This window comes from Pseudarthrobacter sp. NIBRBAC000502770, assembly GCF_006517815.1.
Taxonomy (GTDB): domain Bacteria; phylum Actinomycetota; class Actinomycetes; order Actinomycetales; family Micrococcaceae; genus Arthrobacter; species Arthrobacter niigatensis.
The window spans coordinates 2,777,111-2,802,078 of record NZ_CP041198.1; the positions used below are offsets into that span (position 1 = coordinate 2,777,111).

Consider the following 24,968-nt stretch of genomic DNA (forward strand, 5'->3'; position numbering starts at 1 on the left):
CCGTCACCGCACGGTTCTGGGCGAATTGCCAGCTTCGGCGTGTACCGTAGCGGAAACCTGTCCCCTCCCGAAGGTCATTTTTTCGTGTTCGGTTCCAAGAAATCCCGCGGCCCGGAACAGGACGCCGCCAGCTCCCCCGCCTACCCCGGCCAGGGTGAGCTGTACGCCGCCAGTTCGCGCCGCCGTCGGCCTTTCCGCCGCGCTCCCCGCTGGGTCAAAGCCGTCACCGCCGTGGTATCGGTGCTGCTCCTGGGCGTCCTGGCGTTCGGCGGCTACTGGGCCTGGCGCCTGCAGTCCAATATCAGCACCTCCGAGCTGACCGCCGGCGGCCAGCGGACCGAAGGTGCCGTCAATGACAGCACGGACCGGCTGCAGATCCTGGTTTTGGGCTCGGACACCCGGAGCGGAAACAACAGCCAGTACGGCACGGCGGACCAGTCCTCCGGCTACGGCCAGTCTGATGTGATGATGCTGCTGGACATCTCGGCGGACAACAAGCACGTCAACGTGGTCAGCTTCCCGCGCGACCTGATGGTGGACGTTCCGGCGTGCACGGATTCCAAGACCAACCAGGCATATCCCGAGCAGAAGAGCGCGATGATCAACAGCGCCATGGCCCAGGCCGGCATCGGCTGCGCGGTGGATACGGTGAACAAGCTCACGGGCCTGGAAGTGGACCACTTCATGATGGCGGACTTCAACGCGGTCAAGGAGCTCTCCAACGCTGTCGGCGGCGTGGAGGTCTGCGTCACCGCTGCCGTCAACGATCCCGATTCGCACCTGGACCTGCCGGCCGGCAAGTCGCAGGTGCAGGGCGACCAGGCGCTGGCGTTCCTGCGCACCCGGCACGCCTTCGCCAATGGTGGGGACCTGGGCCGCATCCAGGCACAGCAGGCCTTCCTGGCCTCGCTGAGCCGCAAGCTCAAGTCCGAGGGAACCCTGGGCAACCCCCAGAAGACGCTGACCATCGCCGACACGATCACCAAGAACCTCACGGTGGATTCGGGTTTGTCCTCCATCCCGTCGCTGCTCACCATCGCCAACCGGCTGAAGAACATCGATCCCGCCAACATCAACTTCATCACCACCCCCACGGTCCCGTCCCCGCAGGACCCCAACCGGCTGACCCTCGATGAACCGGCGGCGTCCAACTTCTTCGCTGCCCTCCGCAACAGCCCGGACCTGAGCCAGCCCGCCCCCGCGGCGCCCACGGAGGCGCCCGCAACCCCCGCGGCACCGGCCTACGACAAGTCGCTGCAGCCGATCTCCATCGCCAACGGCACCGGGGTGGCTGGCCGGAGCACCGCGATTGCCGGACTGCTCTCCGATGCCGGCTTCACCAAGGTGACCAAGCTGCAGGCCCAGGCGCAAAGCCAGACCATGGTGTACTACTCCGCCGGGTTCGAGGACGTGGCAGCCGATGTCGCGGCACTGTTCGGCCTGCCGGCCACGAGCGTCCAGCAGGTGGCGAACATCCAGGGCGTGCAACTGTACGCCGGCACGGACTTTGCCACCGGCACCAAGCCCGCCGCACCGCCGTCGTCCGCAGACTCCTCCGGCAGCGTGGTGGCACAGACCGGCAGCGACCAGACCTGCCAGTCGGCCAACCCGGCCGGCTACTAGCCCCACGCCCCTCGCGGGATGGCAGTTGACGGCAATCGCGGCTGCCGCCGGGACTGCCATCTCCCGGGCACAATCCAGCTTTGCCTGAATACAGGCACCGCTGTACTTTGAGAGCATGGAGACTCTGACTCACGCTCCCGTGCTGGCCCGCTTCGGTTATGCCGTTTCGGACCCCACCCGTGCGCGGGTGCTGCTGGCCCTTGCGGAAGCCCCGTCCTACCCGTCCGACCTGGCGGACAGCCTGGCCGTGTCCCGCCAAAGCATGTCCAACCACCTGACCTGCCTGCGCGGCTGTGGCCTGGTGGTTGCCGTGCCGGACGGGCGGCGGAGCCGGTACGAACTGGCGGACCCGCGGATCGGGCATGCCATCAAGGACCTGCTGAACGTTGTCCTGGCCGTTGACCCTGCGTGCTGCGCGCCTGACGGGGAGTGCCTGGCGTGACCGGGGCACTTACTGAACCCGGCACTGACCGCCGGCGGATGCTGAGCCGGCGGATCAGGCTCTTCGCAGCAGCCACCATCACCTACAACGTGGTCGAGGCCATCGTGGCGCTCTGGGCCGGCGGCGCGGCGGATTCTTCCGCGCTGATCGGCTTCGGCTTGGACTCGGTAATCGAGGTGGCCTCAGCGCTGGCGCTCTCGTGGCAGTTCTCCGCCAAGGATCCCGAACGCCGCGAACACTTGACCCTGCGGATCATCGCCATATCGTTTTTCGCACTGGCAGCGTTCGTCGCCGCAGACTCCCTCCGGTCCATGGCCGGGGGCGGCGAAGCGCAGCATTCCCTGCCGGGCATCATTATCGCGGCGCTGAGCCTGGCCATCATGCCCGTGCTCTCCTGGGCACAGCGCCGCGCCGGGCGGGAGCTCGGGTCCAGGACGTCCGTCGCTGACTCCAAGCAGACGCTCCTGTGCACGTACCTCTCCGCGGTGCTGTTGGCCGGGCTCGTCCTGAACAGCACCCTGGGCTGGTGGTGGGCAGACGCCGGAGCAGCGCTTGTCATCGCCGCCATCGCCGTCCGCGAGGGCATCAACGCCTGGCGCGGGGACGCCTGCTGCGCTGTGCCGCAGCAGGCGGATGCCGCTGGTGACCGGCAGGAGGCTTGTTGCACGGACTGTTCGGCCTCCAGCCCGGAGCATGGATCAGAGGGCAGGCCGCAGCTGGGACTGCCGCCCATCAGGAAGAGCTGAACTCCGGACCGGTGGACGGAGGGGGCGTGGGCCTAGCCGGCTGAGGCCGTCACGGGTTCCTTGGCTGGTTCCCGGGTGGAACGGACGACGACGGGTTCCAGCTTTTGGTTCGCCCAGAGCCGGAGCGGCCGTTCCACCCAGCGGAACGATCCGTACGCCAGCAGCACCGTCAGCACCGCCGTCAGTGCGATGCGGAGGGGCAGCGCCGGGACCAGCGGCATCAGCAACAGGTAGACCGGCAGGTGCCAAAGGTACATGGCGTAGGACAGGTCGCGGCCCGGACGTGCCAGCCACGGATGGCTGAAGATGCGGGACAGGAACCCGGCCGGCTGGAGGACAAGCGAGCCGATGAGTACGGCCGAAACCAGGGCGAGCGCCGTGGGTCCCACGGTCCAGAAGGTGTTGAACCAGGCTCCGGGGGCATCGGGTTCCTTCAGCAGGAACAGGGCCGCCACCAAGGTGGCTCCGGCCAGCGGAGCGCCCCAGCGGGCAGCCGATGCCAAGGCGCGGTGCAACCTGGAGCCCTCTCGGACCGCGGTGAACAGCAGGGCAAGGGCGCAGCCGATCAGCAGTTCGTCGGCCCGGGTGTCCGGTCCGTTGTAGATTCGGTCCAGGGGCTGGCCGGCATTGACCAGCAGGAAGCGGTTCAGCACGAAAGCGGCAGCCATGCCCATGGTGGCGAAGGCTGCTGTGCGGACTTTCCAAAACCGGAGCATCCCCAGCAGGAGCAGCGGCCACACCAGGTAGAACTGTTCCTCGACGGCGAGGGTCCAGGTGGGACCCAGGGTTTCGCCGGCAATGGAGTCGCCGAACACGCCGAACTGGGCCAGGTTCATCACATAGGCGGCGGCGGGAAGGACGAATCCCGCCTGGCCGCCCCAGCCGGAGGCGGGGAACAGAAGGCCCGCGGTGACAATCACTGCGCAGAGCGCCAGGAGCGCGGGCCAAAGCCGCGCCAGGCGCTTGGCGTAGAAGATGCCAAGGTGCAGCCGTCCGGTGGCGATCCACTCCTTCATGATCAGGAGTGTAATCACAAAGCCGCTGAGGGTGAAGAACACGTCCACGCCGACGGATCCGCCCGGCATTGAGTCGGTGGCCGTGTGGAAGAAGAAGACACCGGCCACGGCGATGATCCGGAGCCCATCCAGGGCATGCTTGCGCCCGGCCAGGAGCCCCGCGGGGGGTGCTGCCGGTCCGGCTGATACTGACAGATTTACGCTGCTTGACCTCAAAACCACTAAGCAAGCATATATAACGTTTCCATAACTGCGCTGACCCGCGGCTGGGCGGAAGCTGGGAGCGGGGCCCTTGTGGGGGCTGGCCGCCCCTCCTACATTGAAGACATGGTGGAACAGGACAAGGCAGAAGACCTGGAAGAGCTCGTGGACCTCATCGCCGGCATGGAGGACATCAAATCCGTGCTCGACGATCTCACCGGGTTTGCGGCAGCCACCATGACCAAAAGCACGGGACAGCCCATCGAGTGCGCGGTAACGCTCCACCGCCGCAAGCGCACGGTCACCATCGGCGGCAGCAGCGGCCGGGCGGTTGTGCTGGACCGGATTGAACAATCACTGGGAGACGGGCCTTGCATCGAGGCCCTGGACACCGGCGTTCCGGTCCTGCTGGGAGACGTATCGGTGGACCAGCGGTGGCCCGAATACGGCAAGGCCCTTTCAGCCGCGGGCGTCGCCAGTTCCCTGGGTATCCCGATGAAGCTGGAGGACGACGGCGGCGCGGTCCTGGACTTCTTCGCTCCCGTCAGCGGGCTCTTCGATGAACCGGCCGTGGCCGACGCCATGAGGTTCGGCGAGATGGCGGGCAAGGCGCTGCGGCTCGCGGTGCGGATCGCCTCGGCAGACCAGCGCGCCGAAAATTTGAAGGCGGCGATGGACACGAGGACGGTCATAGACGTTGCCTGCGGAATCATCATGGCCCAAAACAATTGCAGAAAAGACCAGGCTTTCGAGCTTCTCCGCAGCGCGTCAAGCACCCGGAATCGGAAGCTCAACGAGATTGCAGAAGCACTGGTCAGCGGCTTTTCCGGCCCAGTGTCCGTCAAGGCGCACTTCGACGACTGAAGGTTGCAGGATGCCCGGGAGCCAGCCACGCTGCTGGCCCCCGGAATGAACGACGGGATGTGGCCCACCCCCGAAAAATGGATACCCTGGGCCACATCCGCGTCAGCTTCGCGGACGGTTGCTTGCCCAAGAATGGTTTTCTCGATCCCGCACCGAATGGCGGGCGGCGATAGAAAGGGTTTCCCTAGGCGGCAACACTGAGGCCACCTGCCTGACCCGGACCTCAGCCTAACAAACCGTGCCTGCCGGCAATAGAGGGTGTTCCCGCAGATTTTGCTCAATTTCCCCCAATTAATGCATCCGTGGCGCGGGACGGACTTTGGGTCCTCACGGGCCTGCCGGGCCGAACCACTTGGGCAGGGCCTCGGTGAGCCCGTCCGCTGAGCCCTGCCCCACCCACGCGACGTAGCCGTCGGGCCGGACCAGGACTGCCGTGGGCGCAGCAACGGCCCCCAGGACGGGAAGCTGCCACGCGGCGTCGTACGTTGCGCGGGTGTGCACCACACGCCCGGCCCAGGAGCCGGGCTCCAGCGCCGGGCCGGCGACTTCCAGCAGCAGGGGCCGGGCACTGTGCAGCAGCGAATACACGGTGGCGGGCCCGGCCGCGGTGGCCAGGTCCAGGTCCGGCATGCGGCGGCCCAGGAGCGGGTGGCCCGGGCCTGGGTGGTAGGCGACGTCGAGTCCGGTGATAAGCGCCGCGATGGGCCTGCCGGCGCCATCGACGCTAAGCACCTCGCCGAGTAGGTCCCGCAGGGCTTCCTGCCGGGGATCGGCCTTCTGGAAGAGGGACTGTGCCATGGTGTACTTGAGGGCCCGCTCCCCCGCCGGGTGCCGCTCCGCGTGGTACGTGTCCAACAGATCCTCGCTGGAGACGCCGCGCACCACCTGCCCCAGTTTCCAGCCGAGGTTTACCGCGTCCTGCAGCCCCAGGCCGATGCCGAGCCCGCCCGTCGGTGAGTGGACATGGGCGGCATCCCCGGCCAGCAGCACCCTGCCCTTCCGGTACGCCCCCGCCTGCCGGGTGGCGTCGGTGAAGCGTGAAAGCCAGGTGGGGCTGTGCACGCCGAAATCGGTGCCGAAGACCTCTGACAGTGCCTCCCGCAGGTCTGCCAGGGTGGGCTCGGCGGCCGGCCCGAGGGAGGCTTCGGTGACCACCACCCGGACCATGCCGCCGCCCATCGGGTACAGCCCGTGGATGCCGCGCGCATCCACCTTCCCCTGCTGGCCCGGTTCCCCTGCCACCTTCACCTCGGCGATCAGGCTGCTCCGGGTAGCGTCCGGGCCCACCATGGGAATGCCGGCGGACCGCCGCACCACGCTGCGCCCGCCGTCGGTGCCCACAACGTAGCGGCCCCGCACGGGCCCACTACCGGCCAGCTGGACCTCTGCGCCGTCGTCGTCCGCCGAAACTCCGGTGACCTCAACGCCGCGCCGGATCTCCACGCCCAGACCCTGCACCCAGTCGAGCAGCAGCTGCTCAATGTGGTTCTGGAACAGCGCCAGCGTGTACGGGTGGCGGGTGGGCAGGCCGCCCAAATCCAGCTGTGTATTGCCGAAGGATGCAGTCTGGACCGTCTTGCCCGCGGCGAGGAACCGGTCCGCAATGCCGCGCTGGTCCAGCAGTTCGATGGTGCGCGAATGGATGCCCCCGCCGCGGGAACCGGCCAGTTCCTGGGACGCGCGCCGCTCCAGCACCACTGCGTCCACCCCCGCCAGCCGCAGTTCCCCCGCCAGCATCAGCCCCGTGGGCCCGCACCCCACAATCACTACCTCGTGCATGTTGCCCCCTGTCCACGTTTCCGACCGCCAGTATGCGGCACCCCCGGGGCCTTGCGGCAAGGCCCCCATAACGGGGTACTTTGGAAATGGAAGGAGACTGTTGTCGATTTCCGCTTCCGCCGTGCGTCGTATGGGTAGGAGCTTCTCCAATGGAGCCCTTGACCACAACAGAACGGGAGCACGACATGTCCAAATACCTGATCCTCATCTACCAGGACGAGGCAGTGGCCAGGCAGGCCGACGGCGAATCCATCAGCGCCAGCTACCAGGAGTTCCAGCAGCGGCGCGGCTCCTCGCTGCTCGGCGGAGCGGCCCTGCACCCATCCTCCACGGCCACGTCGCTGCGGCGGGACGGCTCAGGCGGCATTACAGTCACTGATGGCCCGTTCGTTGAGTCAAAGGAAACCTTGGGCGGCTATTACATGATCGAGGCAGCAGACCTCGATGAGGCCCTGGAGATCGCTCGGGAGGTACCCGCCGGAGTGGGGGTCGAGGTCTGGCCGGTGCGGGTGGCAAACTGATGCCGCAGGCCGCCAGCGCAGAGGTTGCTGCCGCCGTTGCGGATGCGCACCGCCGGGAGTGGGCGTTCGTGCTGGCGGCCACGGTACGGGTTGCCGAAGACATCGACGCCGCCGAGGAAGCTGTGCAGGACGCCTACGCCAAGGCGCTGGCAACCTGGGGCGGCAACGGAATCCCGCAGAACCCGGGGGCATGGCTGACGGTTACGGCCCGACGCCGGGCCCTGGACCTTCGCCGCCGCGCCGCCACGGCAGAGCGGGCGCTGCCCAAGCTTCTTGTCCCCGGGGAGAGCGGCGGCGCCGAGGAGACAGGAATCGACGAAGGTGGCATTCCCGATGACAGGCTCCGGCTGATTTTCACCTGCTGCCACCCGGCCCTGGCGTTCGAGACCCGGGTGGCAATGACTCTGCGGCTGCTCTGCGGGCTGTCCACTGCCGAGGTGGCGCGGGCGTTCCTGGTCCCGGAAGCCACCATGGCTGCCCGCATCACAAGGGTCAAGAAGAAGATCGCGGCTGCGAACATCCCGTACCGGGTGCCCGCGGCATCGGAGCTGGGTGAGCGGCTGGACGGGGTGCTGGCGGTGGTCTACCTGGTGTACACCACCGGGCACACGTCTCCGTCGGGAGCGGACTTAATGCGCCGCGACCTCGCCGAACGGGGGCTCGAGCTGGCCAGGATGCTGCACGTCCTGCTCCCCGGCAATACCGATGTTGCCGGCCTCCTGGCCCTGGTCCTGCTCACCGAAGCCCGCACCGGCGCCCGGCTGGACGGACACCGGGCCATTGTCCTGCTCGAAAACCAGGACCGGTCCAAGTGGGACCGGCAGGCGATCGAGGAAGGGCTGGCGCTGCTGCGGGAAGCACTGGCTGCACGGCCACCGGGCCGCTTCGCGCTCATGGCCGCCATCGCCGCCGTCCACGACGAAAGCGGCTCCTGGGCGGACACCGACTGGGACGAGATACTGGGACTGTATGACCTGCTGATGGAAAGGTGGCCCTCCCCGGTGGTCCGGCTCAACCGCGCCATCGCCCTTGGCTTCGCCGCTGGCCCGACAGAAGGTTTGGCGGAACTGGATGCATTGGGAGCCGAACCGCAGCTCGCCCGGTACCCCTATCTTGCGGCCGCCCGCGGCGATTTCCTGGTCAGGCTTGGCCGCGCAGGGGAAGCGCAGGTGGCGTTTGACGAGGCCCTGATCCTGGCCGGCAATCAGGTGGAACAGCAGTTCCTTCGCAGCCGCCTTGCCGGACTTGCCAAGGGACTGCCAGGGCAAAGGTAAAGCTCCTCCACCAGGGGCTTTACCTGTAACGCATCTGCGCGGCCCGCGCCGCTACGTCCTTTCCCAGATGGACACCCAGTCCACCAGCACATGCCCGTTGGTTTCGGGCAGTGGACAGTTCGGGGAGCAGGACTCGGTCTGCAGGATGTAGTGCATCGGCTTGGTCGGGACAAACCTTGTGGAGACGCCCAGCGATTTTCCGTCAAGGAAGAATTCGATGCCATCGGCGCGCCACTCCGTCGTGGCGATGTGCCAGTCCCCGTATGGCTGATTGGGCCGGAAGACGTCGCTTCGGTGTTCACCGGCTTCCACACCGTGAACTGCAGCGTAGATGACCTTTGACAGGTCCCCTTCCGGGAAGTCGATCTCTCCGTCCTGGGGCCACTGCTTGCTGTCCGGCCAAAGCAGCCACGCCAACTTGAAGCCCGGCAAGACATCGGCTTTGAAGCGAACGGAGTACCGCCCGTACACCAGGCTGTTGTAGGGCCGCTGGCTGGCGCCGTCGAGTTTGGGTGACGGCGCAGCACCCATTGCCACGCCGTCTTCCGAGTGGAGGAACATGTCCAGGACGCCGTCGTGGACACTCAGTACCTTCGACGGGAAGTACCCCGAGGTCCTCGCGTCCTTGGGCTGCTGCTGGGCGGCGGTGTCCGGTGTTCCGTCCGCGTAGTTCGCACTCCAGCGTGGGGCGTAGATGGGCCCGGGAAATGTCCCGAGACCAACATCTCCATCGGTGAAGTCCTCCGCGAAAACCTGTTTCCAGCCGGGAAGATCGGCGGTGGGCATGGCCTCTGAAGCAGCAGAAGGGTCTGCGAACCGGGGGGCGCCGGACGCAACCGGAGGCTCTACGTCGTGGGAAACCTCGGGAGCGGCGGAGGGCGATGGCGCACCAGTCGTCGATGGATCCGCGGGGTCGGAGGCGCCGGACCCCGGCCCGGGCCCTGGGCCGGCAGGAACGTTGAGGTCCCCGCAGGCAACGGCCGTCAAAGCGATGACCATGACAAGGACAAGACTGCGGGCGTGATGCGCAAAAGTCGCCAATGGCCTGCCTCCGTCCAGTCAGAGTTATTGGATTCTACCGCTGGGTAATCCAGGCGGCGATCGGCTCCGCAACGGGTGTCTGCATTGCTGTCCTCCCCCTGGATCCCGAGATGACGGGGATAACCATGCGTGGTACCCCGTCCCCTAGTCCGGTCCATCCTACGAACGGTCCCGGCGGCCGGTCATGAGTACCTTGTACTCAGGTTTCCGGCAACTGGCTCGGGCCGCACGGCAGGGGTACCTGTTTTTGGCCCGATCGACTGCGGCGGACGGCCGCGCGGTTAGAATCCGCGGGCAAAGGGAAGGCCCCTCCTAGGAGGGGCCATGAACGTAGTGGTCACTTGTCTTCTGGTATCGGTCAGCGGTGATGCGCAATCCCCCTTCCCCGACGCCCAGGCGCCCATCCGGACTATGACCCGACCCACTTTAATAACGTGCGGCCAGGGCGTAAAGACCCCACTTGGAAAAAATTTGAACGCCCGACGGCGGGGGCGGGCCCAGAGCGGACCAGTGGCCCTAGCGTCGATCTCACCTTTGTTCTATAACTAATAGAACAAAGGTTTGGAGGTGGGCGCATTGATCCTCAGCGTGGACTTGGGTGCCGACGTCCCGATCTACCAGCAAATCCGTGACCAGATCGTGGAGGCAATCGCCCACGGATCTTTGACGGACGGGAGCGCGCTGCCGCCCACCCGCACGCTCGCCGCCGATTTCGGCATCAACTTCCATACTGTCAACAAGGCCTACGATCTCCTCCGGCAGGAAGGCTTGATCCGCCTTAGCCGCGGCACTGGTGCGGTGGTGACCGCGCCGGCGACGGACCAGCTCCCGGCTGACTGGACCGCCCGGGCCAGGACCCTCCTGGCCGAGGCCGTTGCCCGTGGACTTCCCGCAGATGAGGTACTCAGGGCCTGCCGGACACTGCTCGATTCATTTGGCGCCACAAAGCAGGAGGGCACGCCATGATTATTTCCGTGATTTTGGGCCTGGTGTTGTTGGGCCTGGTTCTGCTGCTGGCACTGGTACTTCCGTCGGTCACCAGCGGCACTGTTCCCTTCGGGGTCCGGATCCCCGCCCAGTATGCTGCCGATCCGGTGGTTGCGGCGCAGTCGCGCCTGTACCGGCGGCGGGTCCTGCTCTGCGGGGGCATCGTCGCGGTGGCCGGCGTGGCCAGCGTCGCGGTGACCGGGCAGCCGTTGCTGCTGCCGTTGTCGGTGCTGGTGCTGGTGGGTACCTGGTATGGCTGCTTCTTCCTGGCCCACCAGGAGATCCGCGCGGCGAAACTTGCCGGCGGCTGGTTCCAGGGCCTGCACCAGGGCATAGCGGTGGACACCGAGCTGCGGACCAATCCCCCACGGTTTCCCTGGCTCTGGCTGGCGCCCGCCGTGGCCGTCACCCTCGCCACGGCGGTTATCGGAATCATGATGTACCCGTCCATGCCGCAGAACCTCGCAGTGCACTATGGCGCCAACGGCGTGCCGAACAGGATTGAAGTGAAGTCGGTCGGCTCCGCATTTTCGCTGGTTTTCCTGCAACTGGGGCTGACGGCCTTACTGGGAGGCATCGCCGCGGCCGTGGTCCGCAGCAGGCCCGATCTTGACCCGGCCCGCCCCCTGGGGTCCTCGCGCTGGGCCCGGCACTACATGTCGCTGGGCGCCAAAGCGCTGCTCGGGCTGGTGGCCATGATCGACCTGGGGCTGATGGGTTCGTCACTGTTGATGTGGACCGGGACCGTTTCCCGGTGGGCACCTCTGGTGATCGTAATCCCGGTATTGGCCTCGGTGGCGGCGACTATTGCCGTGTTGGCAAGGAACAACAGGGACCGCGGCAGCAATGGGGAAGACACCGGCCTCACCCACCGCGACGACGACAAGTTTTGGCGCGGCGGCGTGATCTATATCAACCGGGAGGATCCGGCACTGGTGGTTCCGCGCAGGTTCGGCATTGGGTGGACCCTGAACTTCGGCGACCCCAGGGCGGCGATGCTGCTGGCCGGCGTGGTGGCGCTGATCGGCCTGGTGATCGCGCTCCGCTTCGCGAGCTGAGGGGCTTTTCGACACCCAAATTCGTTTTCGACGCGCAAAAAGGCTGGCGCGGCCCGAATGTCGGGAGCGCCAGCCTCTCTGTGGGTCCGTGGAGGTTTTCCGTGTCCAAAACGTCCGGCGGGGTTAGATGTCCGCCAGAAGGGACGTGGGGTTCTCGATGGCGTCGGCCACGAAGCGGAGGAAGCCTCCGGCCGTGCCGCCGTCGCAGACCCGGTGGTCGAAGGTCAGCGTGAGTTCGGTGACCTTGCGGACAGCCAGCCCGCCGTTGACCACCCACGGCTTGTCGATGATGCGGCCCACGCCGAGGATGCCCACCTCCGGGTGGTTGATGATTGCCGCCGAGCCGTCGACGCCGAACACGCCATAGTTGTTCACCGTGAACGTTCCGCCGCCCAACTCAGCCGGGGTCGCTTTGCCGTCGCGGGCCACCTGGGTGAGGCGGCGGATCTCCGCATCCAACTCCCGGGCGCTGAGCTTCTCGGCCCCGCGGACCGAGGGCACCACCAGGCCGCGGTCGGTCTGCGCCGCGAAGCCCAGGTTGATCCCGTCGAAGGCCACGATCTCCTGCGACCCATCGCCGGCAGTCTCGATGCGGGTGTTCAGTTCCGGATACTTCTTCAACCCCGCAGTGACGAACCGGGCAATGAATGCGAGCAGGCCGGGGACCTCAGCACCGCTGGCTTTCAGCCCCTCGCGCAGCTCCATCAGTGCCGTGGCGTCCACGTCCACCCACACCGTGGCTTCCGGGATCTCGGAACGGCTGCGCGCCATGTTCGCGGCAACGGCCTTGCGGACGCCGCGGACGGGCGTGCGGGCGGAGACGGCGAGTCCGGTGCGGGCGTCCACGCTATTGGCCGGGGTCGCCTCCCGGGGTGCGGCGGCCGACTGCGTTTCGACTGGTTTGGTCTCCTCAGGCTTGGCTGCCGGGGCTTCCGCCGGTGCAGTGGTCCGCAGGGCAGCCTCAACGTCGCGCCGCATGATCAAGCCGCTGTCGCCGGAGCCGGAAATTTCCCCGAGGTCCACGCCGTGCTCCCGGGCCATGCGCCGGACCAGCGGCGAAATCACGGCACCAAGCTTGCCCGGCACGCGGGTGCGCAGGAGGCTGAGGTCGTCCTCGGTGGGCTTGGCCTCAGCAGGTTCAGCGAGCGCGACGGCGGCCTTCCGGGCACGGGTGCGCCGGGCCACACCGTGTCCACCGGGAGTCCCATAACCGATCAGGACATTGCCTGATCCGGCCTTCTCCTCTTCCCGATAGGTCTCAGCATCATCCGCGGCGGACACCGCGGCCGCCCCGGCAGTAGCACCAAGCGGCGTCACCGAGATCAGCGGCTTCCCCACGTCCAGGGTCTCCCCCGGCTTCCCGTGCAGCTCGGCCACGATCCCGGCGTACGGAGAGGGTACCTCCACCGCGGACTTGGCGGTCTCCACCTCGGCGATGGGCTGGTCGACGGCGATCTCGTCACCAACGGAGACATGCCAGGCCACCAGTTCGGCTTCGGTGAGGCCTTCGCCCAGGTCGGGCAGCAAAAACACGCGTGGTTCGCTCATGGTCAGTTCTCCCACTGAAGGTCGTCAACGGCGTCGAGGATGCGGTCCACGCCGGGCAGGTAGTACTTCTCGAGTTTGGGCGCCGGGTAGGGGACGTCGAAGCCGGTCACGCGGCGGATAGGTGCGGCGAGGTAGTGGAAGCAGCGTTCCTGCACCCGGGCCACGATCTCAGAGGACACGGACGCGAAGCCGTGCGCCTCGGCGATCACCACAACCCGGCCGGTCTTGCGGACGGACTCGCACACCGTCTCATCATCGAACGGCACAATCGTGCGCGCGTCGATCACTTCCAGCGAGCGGCCCTCCAGGGCAGCGGCCTCGGCCGCGGCAAGGGCGGTGGGCACGGACGGGCCGTAGGCAATCAGCGTCGCGTCGGTGCCGGGACGCGCGACGGCGGCCCTCCCCTCGGAGGTGCGTCCCGCCGTCGCACCTTCCGCATGTTGGCGCCGCAGCTCGCCAAGGTCCACCGAGTCCTTGGTCCAGTACATCTTCTTGGGCTCCATGAAGATGACGGGGTCGTCGGAGTCGATGGCTTCGCGGAGCATCCGGTAGCCGTCCGCCACGGTGGCGGGGGTGTAGACCTTCAGGCCTGCCGTGTGCGCGTAGTAGGACTCGGAAGAATCGCAGTGGTGTTCCACTCCGCCGATGCCGCCGCCGTACGGGATGCGGATGACCATGGGCAGTTTCACGGCCCCCTTGGTGCGGTTGTGCATCTTGGCAACGTGGCTGACGATCTGCTCGAATGCGGGGTACGCGAACGCGTCGAACTGCATCTCGATCACCGGACGCATCCCGTTGATCGCCATGCCGACGGCCATGCCCACGATGCCGGATTCGGCCAGCGGGGTGTCGAAGCAGCGCTGCTCGCCGAACGCGGCAGTGAGGCCGTCGGTGATGCGGAAAACGCCGCCCAGCATGCCCACGTCCTCGCCGAAGACCAGGACGGAGGAGTCGGCGTGCATGGCGTCGGCCAGGGCCGTGTTCAGGGCCTTGGCCATGGTGACCGGCTGCGGGCCGGCGGCTTCGGCGGACGCGGCGGCGGACGCCGCTGCCCGGGCGGTGGCGGCGGAAACGTTGCCGTTGGCCTCGGATGAGGTGGTGATGGTGGGGCTCACTTGCCGGCCTCCTTCGAATCGACAGCTGCGGCGTCGCGGGCCAGCTCGTCGGCGAGCAGGGCGGACTGTTCCTTCAGCTGCGGAGTTTGTACAGAAAAGACGTGCCGGAACAGCTCCTGCGGGTCGACGGGCACATCCTCGCCGAGGCCTTCGCGGAGCTGGGCGGCAACGGCCTCAGCGTGTTCACGGATGCGGGCCTCGCCGTCGTCATCCAACAATCCGCGGTCCGTGAGGTAGGTGCGCATCCGGTTGACCGGGTCCTTGGCCCGCCACTCTGCAACCTCGCTGTTTTCGCGGTAGCGGGTGTCGTCGTCGGCATTGGTGTGGGCCTGCATGCGGTAGGTGTTGGCTTCCACCAGCAGCGGTCCTGAGCCTTCGCGGGCCAGCTTCACGGCGCGGTCCAGGACGGCGAGGAGCGCCACGACGTCGTTTCCGTCCACCCGTTCGCCGGCCATGCCGTAGCCCACGGCCTTGTGCGCCAGCGACGGCGCCACGGACTGGTGCGCCAGCGGCACCGAGATGGCGTACTTGTTGTTCTGCACGAAGAAGATCACTGGCAGGTGGAAGACGGCGGCGAAGTTGAGGGCCTCGTGGAAGTCGCCTTCGCTGGTGGCACCGTCGCCGCACATGGCCAGCACCACAGTGTCCTCGCCGCGGAGCTTGGCGGCGTGGGCCACCCCGACGGCGTGCAGCAGCTGGGTGGTCAGCGGGGTGCACTGGATGCCCACCTTGTACTTGAGGGGGTCGTATCCGCCGTGCCAGTCGCCGCGGAAGATGGTCATCACCTGCACCGGGTCCACGCCGCGGGTCATGACGGCCACGGCGTCGCGGTAGGTGGGGAACATCCAGTCGCCTTCGGAGAGGCACAGGGCGGCGGCCACTTGGCAGGCTTCCTGGCCGTGGCTGGAGGGATAGACAGCCATGCGGCCCTGCCGGACCAAGGCGGAGTTCTGGTCGTTGACGCGGCGGCCGACGACGAGTTGTTCGTACGCTGCCAGCAGTTCCTTGTCGCCGGGCACGGGGTATTCGTGGCCGGGCTGGGTGCCCTGCTCACCTTCGGGCTTGAGCCTGCCGTCCGGATCCACCATCTGGATCTGGTGCCGGGCGGGGAGCATGTAGTCCTCCACCGTGATGCCGAACTTCTTCACAGCTTCCGTCAGCGCATTTTCGGGCGCTGCCGTGCTTGTGGTGTCCGGTGCGGTGTGGTCTGCGGAGATCGTCATTGGTCCGTCCTTCGGTAGCCACTATTCCCTCCCAGTATTGCCCTGAGGCCGGTTTCGTATCTACTGGATGGGCAAATCGTGGAGAAGCTGCTCTATAGGCCCTATTGTTGAAGACGATTTGTAACTGTGATGTGGATTACCGACAGGAGCCGTGGACAAAATGCCGGGCAAGGAAGCTGCTGAAGTTCCGTTGGACGAGATTGACCGTCGCATCATTGCCGAGCTGACCCGTGATGGCCGGATGTCCGTGACCCAGGTGGCGGAGAATGTGCACATCTCGCGGGCCCACGCCTACTCCCGGATCGCCCGGCTGACCGGCGACGGCGTGCTGACCCGCTTCACGGCGCTGGTGGATCCCATCAAGGCCGGCCTGAAGTCCTCCGCCTATGTGACCCTCAAGCTGAAGCAGGACTCCTGGCGCGAGCTCCGCGACCAACTCGGTGCCATTCCGGAGGTCCACCACATTGCACTGGTGGGTGGCGACTTCGACGTGATCCTGCTGGTCCGCGCCGTGGACAACATCGACCTGCGCCGGGTCATCTTCGACCAGCTGCAGACCATGCCCGGCGTGCTCGATACGCAGACGTTCCTGGTGTTCGAGGACGTGGATACGCGGTAGAAGACTCGCGCTCTCTCCGCGACCGAGGCTCACTATCGACGCGCGACCGGGCCCCGCGACGCGCAGATTCACCTCCGACTCGCCAGCTACTTTTCGAGGCGCACATTTCTGATGCGCCAGGGAAGGTGCGCTTCACGTTCGCTTTTGCGCGTCGAAAACGGGTGTCCCGGATACGCAAGATTGGCTCAATGTGAGCGCTCCATAGCGCTGCTGGGGCAGTACCCGAAGACAGCGAACGTCGACTACTTGGTTTGGCCCTGTGCGCCGCGGGTTTTCGCCATCCGCGGAGAAGTGTCCAGCCCCAAAGAGCGCGGAGAACGCAGGTAGTGGCAGCGCTTACCGAGTACCCGGCTCCTTGAGGTTCCAGAAACTCGGGTACCGGTACCTGTTGTTGTGCCTGTTTCGCTCCGACAAACATTGGGTCATCGATCCACCGGAAGGCACCTGGATGGAGCCACCAATGGGGGAACGGGTTCTCAATCACACATTCAAGGAGCTTCTCCATGCGCAAGATGACCAAGAAGAACAAGATCGCCGCTGTTGCCTTGTCCGCGACGCTGCTGGCAGCCGGCGGCGGCGCCGCATACGCCTACTGGAGCACCACGGGCAACGGTACCGGAACGGCCGCAGCCTCAGCCGGCAACAACGAAGTCACCCTGCACTCCTCATTCGCCGCGGGTATTGCGCCAGGTGAGACCCGGGCTGTGACCTACACGGCAGATAACTCGAACACCTCCAGCACGGTTGTCGCAGGCTTGGCTCCGACGGTGGCCACCAGTGACCCGACGAAGTGTCTGGCCAGCTGGTTCACCGTCGACGCCACCACCACGCCTGTGACGGTTACAGCGAAAACCACTGGAACGACTGTGGGCACCGGTACCCTGACGTTCCTCGATACCGCGGACAACCAGGACGCTTGCAAGGGTGCCACCATCACGGTGAACGTCACCAGCCGCTAACAAACGAGCGGGCCGGGGGCGGTGCGAATCCGCCCCCGGCTTGCCGTCATTTGCACCAAGGAAAGAGGGGCACAGGGTGCACGAGCAGGACGGACATCCGCGGCGTCGCAGGCGGACCGGCATCAAGGCAGCACTTGTCGCACTGATACTGCTGCTGGTGAGCGCGGGGGCGCTGGTCGCGGCGTCGAATAATCCAAGACCGGGCATCACGGTGCAGGTCTCCCCTGCAAGCCAGTCCGTCCAGCAAGGCCAGCAGGCCGCGTACACGATCACCGTGACCTCCACTGGCGGCTTCAGCGGCACGGTAAATCTCACCGCCGCGGGACTTCCGGCCGGGGCAAGCGGTGCCTTCTCGCCGTCGTCCGTCACCCTGAACTCCGGCAGCCCCACTACGGCCACCCTGAACACCACCACCGCCGCAACGACGCCGGCGGGCACCAGTTCCATCACCATCACTGCAACAAGCGGCAAGGTCTCGGGCAGCGCGACGGCAGGCCTCACGGTGAACTACAAGATTTCCAGCTCGTTCTCGATGACTGCCACCCCGGACTCCGTGAGTATCCCGCAAGGGGCAACCGCGGTCTACACGCTTCAGCTCAGCCGCACCAACCTCAGCGGACCCATCAACTTCAGCGTCCTGGGCGGCCTGCCGGCCGGAGCCACCGCATCGTTCTCGCCCAACCCGGCCACCGGAGACTCAACCACCCTCCAGGTGGCCACCACCAACGCCTCCCCCACCGGAACATCCAGCCTCTACCTGGTGGGCACCGGCAAGGACGCCTCCGGCAAGACGCAGTACGCCTACGCCAACATCCAGCTGGTCCTGGACTCCACCATCAAACAGTTCGGCATCTCCGGGAACGTCCCCGGTACCCTGTCCCCCGGCATGTCGGCCGGGCTGAACCTGCAGATCAGCAACCCCATCAACAAGCCGCTGTCGCTGACCAACCTGTCTGTCGCCGTCGCGGGTGTGACCCGGAGCGCGGCCGCGGTGGCAGCCAACCTGCCCTGCACGGCGGCCGACTTCGCCGTCACCCAGTACAGCGGCCCCTACCCGCTGGCAGTCCCGGCCACGGGCGCTTCGCTCCAGGGGCTCAACGTCGCCCAGACGGCGTGGCCCCGGGTGGGAATGCTGGACACGTCCACCAACCAGGACGGCTGCAAAGGCGCCACCCTCCAGCTCAGCTACTCAGGATCAGGACAGGGGAACTGAGATGACCACCACAAGAAGCCGGGGCCTCAAGGCAGCTGCCCTCGCCGGACTCCTCGTGAGTGCCGGGGCCGGAACGGCCTTTGCCTTCTGGAGCGGCACCGGGGCCGGGAGCGGATCGGCAGCTGCAGGCACCATGCAGGCCGTCACCGTGGACGCCCTCGTCGCCGGCGACAACCCCAAGGCAGCCCTCTACCCTGGCGGCAGCGCCGACGTCGTCCTCCGCCTGACCAACCCCAACCCGTACCCGGTCCAGGTCTACAGCGTCACCGGCAACGGGCTGGCCAGGGCGGATGCCGCGCACCCCGGATGCACCACCACCGGCGTCAGGTTCACTGGCACTGCCGCACCCCTCACCCCCGCAACCTACGTTGCCGCGAACTCGTCAGCACTCATCACCCTCGCCGGAGCGGCCACCATGGACACCACCTCACTTGCAGCCTGCCAGGGCGCAACGTTCAGCGTTCCAGTGACGGCGGAGGTCCGGAAATGAGCCTCGCCGTCCGCAACGCGTCCCTTTTCCTCGGCCGCCGGCCGTCCCGCAGGCTGGCCTGGATCATCACAGCGGTCCTGCTCCTGCTCGGCTCTGGCACCGCCGCGTACGCGTTCTGGGCCTCCACCACCAGCAGCAGCAACGCGGCCGCCGCTGCCGACGCCCTGACTCCGGGCTCCAAACCCGCGGTCAGCGCCAACGGCGCCGCACTTTCGGTCACCTGGGCCAACGGCACCACTGTCAACGGCCGTCCCGCCACCGGCTACACGGTGGCCCGCTACTCAGCAGCAACCGGCGGCACCGCCATCCCGGCCACCGGCGGCTGCGCCGGAACCGTCACCACCCTCACCTGCACGGAGCAGAACGTCCCGGGCGGCACCTGGTACTACACCGTCACTCCCGCCATCGCGCTCTGGACCGGCGCCGAGAGCCCGCGCAGCAACGGCGTCAGCAGCGACTCCATGCCGCCCACTGCTTCAGCTTCCGTTTCGCCCTCCCCCAACGCGGCCGGCTGGAACAACACCAGCCCCGTCACCGTGACAGTCACGGCCGACGACGGCACGAACGGTTCAGGCGTCGCCTCCATTACGTACGCGGTCGACGGCGGCGCGCAGCAGACGGTGAGCGGCACGGTCGCCACCATTCCGGTTGCCGGGGAAGGGACACACACGGTGTCCTACTTCGCGACTGACAAGGTGGGCAACGCCGGGACGACACAGAACCAGACTGTCAAGATCGACACCCAGGCGCCGGCGGCTCCTGCCTTCACCACCCCGCTTCCCAAGGCCAACGTTGCCAACACTTCCCGGGTAACCGTCGGCGGTACCGCCGAAGCAGGGGCCACGATCAACCTCACAGCCAGCGACGGTGCCGGGCACTCCGTTCCGGGGACGGCCGCCGCGTCCGGAAGCGGCGCGTGGTCCATCACCATGAACCTCAGCAGCCTGAACGAGGGAACCGTGACGTTCTCGGCCACCGCCACGGACGCCGCGGGCAACACAGGCGCAGCCAGGACCGCCACGAGCATTAAGGACACCTCGGCCCCTGATGCGGCAACGGCCCTGAAAGTCCCGACGTATGTCAACGCCACCACCGCCCCGTCCATCAACGTAGCGGGCAACGCGGAAGCCGGGGCGACCGTATCTGTTTCGGCCATGAGCCCAGGGTCCCCCGCCCCAGTCACGGGCACCGCCGTTGCCGGCAACGGCACCTGGTCGCTGAACCTTGACCTCAGGTCCCTCAAAGATGACACCGTCACCTACACGGTCACGGTTATCGATGCAGCGGGCAACACCAGCGGACCAGCCACAACTTCTAGCCTTAAGGACACCGTTGCGCCTGTGCTGAAGCTCAATGCACTGCAAAACATCCTTGCAAGCAATGTGGCAAATTATCCGATCAGCGGCACCAGCGACTCCGGCTCAGCCGTAAGTGTGAATGTCACCGACGGCACGATCACCATTCCCGGGACCGCCTCCGGTGCGACTTGGAACACAGGTTCGCTGAACCTGACGAGCCTTAAGGACACGTCCACAACTGTTCCGACAGTTACCGTCACGGTTACGGCTTCCACCAGCGACGCGGCAGGCAACAGCACCGCCGTTTCTGCAACAGTCACCAAGGACACTGCGCGACCCACCGTCCAGAGCGTCACCCTGGCGAACGGCAGCGGAGGCGCCAAGCCGAATCAGGCGGATAAGGGCGACACCGTGACCATACAATTCTCTGAGGCCTTGGATCCGGCCAAGTTCTGCTCCAGCGCCACCACCGCCACGACCTTCAACGGCACCGTCACGTTGATCGAGAACTCAACTAATGACGGGCTGAGCTTCGCGACCGGCGACTGCACCAGCTTCAACATTGGGACCATCTCCCTGGGCGCCAACTACGTCAGCGCAAATGCGACCTTCGGACCCAACGGCAATGGAGCGGGCGGCGCTTCGACCCTGGCACTGGACGCAACCGGCAAGATTCTGACGATCAAGTTCGGCAACTCGGCAACTGGCAGCACACTGCAAAATGTCGGGATCACAAAGCCGTCGTACACACCCTCGGCAAATCTGACAGACGTCGCCGGAAACGCATTTGCATCGCCTGTCACGACTTTCACCGAAACTAACCAGTCCGGCTTCTGAGAGGTTATCCGGACGCCACAATTAGGGTCGCCCTGCAGTCCACCTGGCTGCAGGGCGATCTGCTTTACGCGGCGCAGGTCATTTCCGTCGGCGGACTACCAGCACGATGTACAGGGCAACGCCCACGGCCACCAAGGCCCCTACACTAACCCCTAGATTCCCAGTGTTGAGCATGACCGGTCTCCCTTCTTGCGGAGGATGTTGTTCACGTATGCGACATCAGCGATACGCATATTAGGTTGCGACCCGCAGGCTCCGCCGCGACACCCAAATAACCCGTGCGTCAGGGATTTTGCCGGTCGAAAACGGAATCCGGGTCACTTGCCCTTCGACGGCGTCGGCTGCGAAACGGTACCGGGGGCGCTGATCAGGTTCTGCGGCGGGGCATCGAAGTTGCCGTGGTCGTACAGGCCCACAACACCCTGCATGTACTGCGCCCACTGCGGACCGGCGATGAATGCCCCATCCACCGCCGGGTAGAACTTGCCGTTGACGGTGATGTTGCGGCCCAATCGGGTCGGGCCGCCGTTGAAGGGGTCGCCAAAGAAGGACGCCGTTGCCAGGCCCTTCGTATAGCCAACCACCCAGGTCTGGTTGTTGTACTCGTTGGTTCCGGTTTTAGCGGCATCCGGAACTCCCAGCTTTTGCGGGATCAGGAGGCCGGAGCCCTTGGTGAGGACGTCCTGGAGGACGTTGGTGACGGCCTTGGCGACGTCCGGTTTCAGGGCGCCGGCCTGGCAGGAGGACGTTTGGCCGCCGATCTTGTTGCCCTGGGAATCGTCAACCTCGGTGATGGACATCGGCGAGCAGTAGGTCCCGTTGGCGTCGAACGTGGCGAAGGCATTGGCCATGGTCAGCGGCGCGACGTTTTGGCTTCCCAGGATGTTGCCCAGGGTTGAGAGATCGATTTTTGCGCCGTTTCCGCTGCCCAGGTGCAGGCCGATGGCGTCGGCGGCGCGCTGGACATCGCAGAAATCGTTAAGACCGGCGAGTGAGGCGAACGTTGCCGTGTTGATCGACTGGTAAATGCCTTCCCGGACCGTCATGGGCCGGTACCAGTTGGGTTCATCGTTCTGCAGGTCCGAGGATTGCGGCACGGTGCTGTCGAACCAGCCCTGGACCGGCTGGCAGGTGGTCTTCCACGGGTAGTAGATGCCGTAGCGGCGCTTGGAAGCGTCCACAACCTGGTTGGTCGATTTACCCTCGCCCAGCCACGCGGCCAGGGTCACCGGCTTCATGGTTGATCCCGGCTGCATGCCTCCCACACCGCCCAGGCTGTTCCCGGCGCTGTCAGAGCTGTCCACGTTGAAGTTGTAGTCGGAGACAAACCCGGCGCCCTGGTCGGGCAGTTTCCGTGAATTTTGCGCCATGGACAGGACCTTGCCGGTGCCCGGTTCGATGGTCACCAGCGAGGCGCCCCACTTGTCCGGGTTTGCGCCGGCGGTGGCATCCACCTGCGCCTGGGCCGGTCCCTGCAGGCGCGGATCCAGGGTGGTCTTGATGGTCAGGCCACCGGCCATGATCTTCTGGTCCCGCTCGTCCAGGGTGGCGCCATACGCCGGGTCGTTCTCGATCTGGTGCAGGACGTAGTCGCAGAAGTACTGGGCCTGGGCCGCGTAGGCGCAGCCCTGCTTCGGTGGATTGACTTTGAGCTGGATCGGAGTGTTCACAGCGTCGTCATGCTGCTGCTGGTCGATGTAGCCGTGCTGCAGCATGGCGTCGAGCACCAGGTCGCGGCGGCCTTTGGCCGCTTCCGGGTGCACCGTGGGGTCGTAGAGTGACGGGCCGTTGACCAGGCCGGCCAGCAGGGCGCCCTGGGGCAGGGTGAGGTCCTTGGCATCAACAGAGAAGAAGTACTGGCTCGCGGCCTGGATGCCGTACGCGTTGGCGTTGAAGCCGACGACGTTCAGGTATCCGGCGAGGATCTGGTCCTTGGAGTACTTCTCCTCCAGGCCGATGGCGAGCTTCATCTCCTTGATCTTCTGGTTCACGCCCTTTTGCCCGTTGAGCACCACCTGGGCATCCTTGCCCTGGGCGATGAGGTTCTCGTTGAGCATGTTCGTGACGTACTGCTGGGTCAGCGTGGACGCGCCCTGGTGGCCACCGGCGGCGTCGACCGCCAGCGCCCGGAAGATGCCTTCGGGATCGATGCCGCCGTGCTGGTAGAACCGGTAGTCCTCGACCGCCACGATCGCGTTCTTGATGTTGGGTGACATCTGGTCGAGCGGGATCCGGGTCCGGTTCTCGTCGAAGAGCGTCGCGATCAGCGACCCGTCCGCCGCCAGGACACGCGTCATCTGTGCGGGCGGCGCGGAGAAGACATCATTGGGCAGGTCGGTGGTCAGGGCGGCGGAACCGCCTGCCACTGCCGTCTCGGTCAGCGCTGCGGCGGGTACCATCAACCCGGCCACCAGGGCGCCGCATAGGGCGCTGACACCGATGAAACCCAGGAACCAGCCAAGCGTGATTCCGGTGGCGCGGAACAGGTTCCTGCGCCGGGGCACGGCTGGGGAAGTTGGGGACGGGACTCGTTTGGGCATTCGTGTGTCCGGATCTTCTTCCTTGCCGGCAACCGTACGTTTTTACCCTACTCTTCAGAATTCGCGTCCCGCGGGCCCATCCCTGCAACCACGCGGGACTCCGGGATAACTCATGGCGTTTTCCCAGCAAAGTCGGCCGCCCAACAGATGCCTCCAGCGGCGTAGGCCTCTAACAGGGGTAGCTTCCGCCCCAGGTTAGGTAGTGGATGTGCTTGTTGCCGGGACCCGGCGTCGCTAGCGTGAGCCTACTGGACCGGTAACTGGGGCTGGGCCAGTGATCACCTTGGGGGAAGGAAACCCGATGTTCGCAGCCACACGCCGACTTGTCCGCTGTACACCCGCGGTTGCTCTCCTGCTCCTCGCCGCGGCCTGCCAGCCACCCCAGACCGCCCCTGTCAGTTCCTCTCCGCCTTCCACTTCCCCGCCAGTCGCCGCGCCGTCGGCTTCCACCACGGCCCCAGTGCCCACTGCCTCAGCATCGCCATCGCCATCGCTGACATCAACGCCATCTCCGACCGCGCCAAGAGACTGGGCGGAGACCGTGAAACTGGTCAGCTCAGGGGTGGCCCGCCTGGCCGTAACCCTCTGCGACGGCGGCGGCGTGGGCACCGGCTTCCTAGTGGGCAACGACCTGATCATGACGGCGGCCCACGTGGCAAAGAACGAGGCCGCCATCAACGTTTCGGTGAACGGCCAGTTCACATCGGCCACGGTCCTGGGGATCAACGACAATCTGGACCTGGCCCTGTTGCGGACGCCCACGGCTGTGACCGGTTACAGGTTCAATCTTGCTCCGGACCTTCCCACCCAAGGCGTTGAGGTGGCAGCACTTGGCTTTCCCCTCGACCGTGGACTGACCTTCACCTCCGGCCGTGTCAGCGCCCTCAACCAGGAAGTCAGCCTCCCTGCCGGAACAGTTCGGGGCCTCATCCAGACGGACACGGCCATCAATCCAGGCAACAGCGGCGGACCCCTGCTCCTCATGGACGGCAGTGTGGTGGGGGTGGTCAGCTCGAAACGGACGTGGGTCCTGGGCACCCGGGACCAGAACGATTACGGTGCCGAGGGCGTGGGGTACGCCGCTCCGGCACCATCTGCCGCCGCGGCTCTTTCAGACTGGGGCCGCCGCACTACACCGCTACCCCAGGCCAGCTGCGACAACCAGGCGCAGACTTCCAGCAGCGACATCATCACCACCAACCATTCGAACCACGAGCAGGCACCCAAAGTCATCCAAAGCCTGCTCACCCATGGACAGGCAATCAACCGGGCTGCCTACGACACTGCTTTTGCCGTCCTGACTCCCGAACTGCAGGCCAGTGAAGGCGGACTGGCCAAGTGGAGTTCCGGGCTGGGAACGTCCTTCTGGCGCGCCCTGACCGTCAACACCATCAACGGCTCCGGCAACGAGCTGACGGCAGATGTCGTCCTCCGCACTGAGCAGGCCGCGGCCGACGGTCCCGGCGGCCAAACGTGCTCCGACTGGGGCATCCGCTACAGGATGTCCTGGGACGGGACCATCTGGCGGATGGCAGCCGCGTCCACTCCCTCAGGGCCACCCAAAGCCTGCTGAC

21 protein-coding genes are annotated in these 24,968 nt (G+C 66.2%); 14 read left to right on the top strand and 7 right to left on the bottom strand.

Annotation, left to right across the window (positions count from 1 at the left end):
• Positions 1-84: 84 nt before the first annotated feature.
• The 3 genes from NIBR502770_RS13370 (at position 85) to NIBR502770_RS13380 (ending at position 2,811) form a co-directional block, all read left to right on the top strand.
• On the top strand, positions 85-1,623 hold the full coding sequence (locus NIBR502770_RS13370; protein WP_141182228.1) for an LCP family protein: 1,539 nt from the start codon (positions 85-87) through the stop codon (positions 1,621-1,623).
• A gap of 115 nt (positions 1,624-1,738) precedes the next feature.
• On the top strand, positions 1,739-2,065 hold the full coding sequence (locus tag NIBR502770_RS13375; RefSeq protein WP_141182229.1) for a helix-turn-helix transcriptional regulator: 327 nt from the start codon (positions 1,739-1,741) through the stop codon (positions 2,063-2,065).
• A gap of 38 nt (positions 2,066-2,103) precedes the next feature.
• On the top strand, positions 2,104-2,811 hold the full coding sequence (locus NIBR502770_RS13380; RefSeq protein WP_141183423.1) for a cation transporter: 708 nt from the start codon (positions 2,104-2,106) through the stop codon (positions 2,809-2,811).
• A 32-nt stretch (positions 2,812-2,843) separates the two neighbouring features.
• On the opposite strand, the gene NIBR502770_RS13385 is transcribed toward NIBR502770_RS13380, so the two are convergent.
• On the bottom strand, positions 2,844-4,049 hold the full coding sequence (locus NIBR502770_RS13385; protein WP_246857270.1) for an acyltransferase: 1,206 nt from the start codon (positions 4,047-4,049) through the stop codon (positions 2,844-2,846).
• 105 nt (positions 4,050-4,154) lie between these two features.
• Here NIBR502770_RS13385 and NIBR502770_RS13390 point away from each other — a divergent pair, with 105 nt between their 5' ends.
• A complete protein-coding gene (locus NIBR502770_RS13390; protein ID WP_141182230.1) occupies positions 4,155-4,892 on the top strand; it encodes a GAF and ANTAR domain-containing protein in 738 nt (245 codons plus the stop codon).
• Positions 4,893-5,219: 327 nt separating this feature from the next.
• On the opposite strand, the gene NIBR502770_RS13395 is transcribed toward NIBR502770_RS13390, so the two are convergent.
• Positions 5,220-6,671 carry an FAD-dependent monooxygenase gene (locus tag NIBR502770_RS13395; protein ID WP_141182231.1) on the bottom strand — a complete coding sequence of 484 codons (1,452 nt, stop codon included), beginning with the start codon at positions 6,669-6,671 and terminating at the stop codon, positions 5,220-5,222.
• Positions 6,672-6,829: 158 nt separating this feature from the next.
• Between NIBR502770_RS13395 and NIBR502770_RS13400 the strand changes: the two genes are divergently transcribed.
• Positions 6,830-7,192, top strand: coding sequence for a YciI family protein (locus tag NIBR502770_RS13400; RefSeq protein WP_246857271.1), 363 nt, complete (start codon positions 6,830-6,832; stop codon positions 7,190-7,192).
• Positions 7,192-8,466, top strand: a complete 1,275-nt coding sequence (locus NIBR502770_RS13405; protein ID WP_141182232.1) for an RNA polymerase sigma factor — start codon at positions 7,192-7,194, stop codon at positions 8,464-8,466. The genes NIBR502770_RS13400 and NIBR502770_RS13405 overlap by 1 nt, the downstream gene beginning before the upstream one ends.
• A gap of 51 nt (positions 8,467-8,517) precedes the next feature.
• On the opposite strand, the gene NIBR502770_RS13410 is transcribed toward NIBR502770_RS13405, so the two are convergent.
• A complete protein-coding gene (locus tag NIBR502770_RS13410) occupies positions 8,518-9,465 on the bottom strand; it encodes a glycoside hydrolase family 16 protein (protein WP_246857272.1) in 948 nt (315 codons plus the stop codon).
• 609 nt (positions 9,466-10,074) lie between these two features.
• On the opposite strand from NIBR502770_RS13410, the gene NIBR502770_RS13415 reads away from it, so the two are divergent.
• Together NIBR502770_RS13415 and NIBR502770_RS13420 are read left to right on the top strand one after the other, a co-directional pair.
• Positions 10,075-10,473, top strand: coding sequence for a GntR family transcriptional regulator (locus tag NIBR502770_RS13415; protein WP_210418866.1), 399 nt, complete (start codon positions 10,075-10,077; stop codon positions 10,471-10,473).
• Positions 10,470-11,552: a DUF1648 domain-containing protein gene (locus NIBR502770_RS13420; RefSeq protein ID WP_141182233.1), complete on the top strand. Its 1,083-nt coding sequence runs from the start codon at positions 10,470-10,472 to the stop codon at positions 11,550-11,552. Before NIBR502770_RS13415 ends, NIBR502770_RS13420 begins: the two co-directional genes overlap by 4 nt.
• Before the next feature lie 123 nt (positions 11,553-11,675).
• Here NIBR502770_RS13420 and NIBR502770_RS13425 read toward each other — a convergent pair whose 3' ends face one another.
• From NIBR502770_RS13425 to pdhA, 3 genes are read right to left on the bottom strand one after another with little or no spacing between them, the layout of a single operon-like run.
• Positions 11,676-13,100, bottom strand: a complete 1,425-nt coding sequence (locus NIBR502770_RS13425) for a dihydrolipoamide acetyltransferase family protein (RefSeq protein WP_141182234.1) — start codon at positions 13,098-13,100, stop codon at positions 11,676-11,678.
• Positions 13,101-13,102: 2 nt separating this feature from the next.
• The gene (locus NIBR502770_RS13430; protein ID WP_141182235.1) at positions 13,103-14,215 is read right to left on the bottom strand and encodes an alpha-ketoacid dehydrogenase subunit beta; all 1,113 of its coding nucleotides are present in this window, start codon (positions 14,213-14,215) and stop codon (positions 13,103-13,105) included.
• A complete protein-coding gene (gene pdhA / locus NIBR502770_RS13435; RefSeq protein ID WP_141182236.1) occupies positions 14,212-15,438 on the bottom strand; it encodes a pyruvate dehydrogenase (acetyl-transferring) E1 component subunit alpha in 1,227 nt (408 codons plus the stop codon). The genes NIBR502770_RS13430 and pdhA overlap by 4 nt, the downstream gene beginning before the upstream one ends.
• Before the next feature lie 160 nt (positions 15,439-15,598).
• Between pdhA and NIBR502770_RS13440 the strand changes: the two genes are divergently transcribed.
• From NIBR502770_RS13440 to NIBR502770_RS13460, 5 genes are all read left to right on the top strand, one after another.
• Positions 15,599-16,057: an Lrp/AsnC family transcriptional regulator gene (locus NIBR502770_RS13440; protein WP_141161497.1), complete on the top strand. Its 459-nt coding sequence runs from the start codon at positions 15,599-15,601 to the stop codon at positions 16,055-16,057.
• Positions 16,058-16,560: 503 nt separating this feature from the next.
• Positions 16,561-17,016, top strand: a complete 456-nt coding sequence (locus NIBR502770_RS13445) for a hypothetical protein (protein WP_141182237.1) — start codon at positions 16,561-16,563, stop codon at positions 17,014-17,016.
• 76 nt (positions 17,017-17,092) lie between these two features.
• Positions 17,093-18,229, top strand: a complete 1,137-nt coding sequence (locus tag NIBR502770_RS13450; protein ID WP_141182238.1) for a hypothetical protein — start codon at positions 17,093-17,095, stop codon at positions 18,227-18,229.
• A gap of 1 nt (position 18,230) precedes the next feature.
• A complete protein-coding gene (locus tag NIBR502770_RS13455; protein ID WP_141159599.1) occupies positions 18,231-18,719 on the top strand; it encodes a hypothetical protein in 489 nt (162 codons plus the stop codon).
• Positions 18,716-20,854, top strand: coding sequence for an OmpL47-type beta-barrel domain-containing protein (locus tag NIBR502770_RS13460; RefSeq protein ID WP_141182239.1), 2,139 nt, complete (start codon positions 18,716-18,718; stop codon positions 20,852-20,854). Before NIBR502770_RS13455 ends, NIBR502770_RS13460 begins: the two co-directional genes overlap by 4 nt.
• A 317-nt stretch (positions 20,855-21,171) precedes the next feature.
• Here NIBR502770_RS13460 and NIBR502770_RS13465 read toward each other — a convergent pair whose 3' ends face one another.
• Positions 21,172-23,394: a transglycosylase domain-containing protein gene (locus NIBR502770_RS13465; RefSeq protein ID WP_141182240.1), complete on the bottom strand. Its 2,223-nt coding sequence runs from the start codon at positions 23,392-23,394 to the stop codon at positions 21,172-21,174.
• 541 nt (positions 23,395-23,935) lie between these two features.
• Here NIBR502770_RS13465 and NIBR502770_RS13470 point away from each other — a divergent pair.
• Positions 23,936-24,967 carry a S1C family serine protease gene (locus NIBR502770_RS13470; RefSeq protein WP_168223170.1) on the top strand — a complete coding sequence of 344 codons (1,032 nt, stop codon included), beginning with the start codon at positions 23,936-23,938 and terminating at the stop codon, positions 24,965-24,967.
• The last annotated feature ends 1 nt before the right edge of the window (position 24,968 follow it).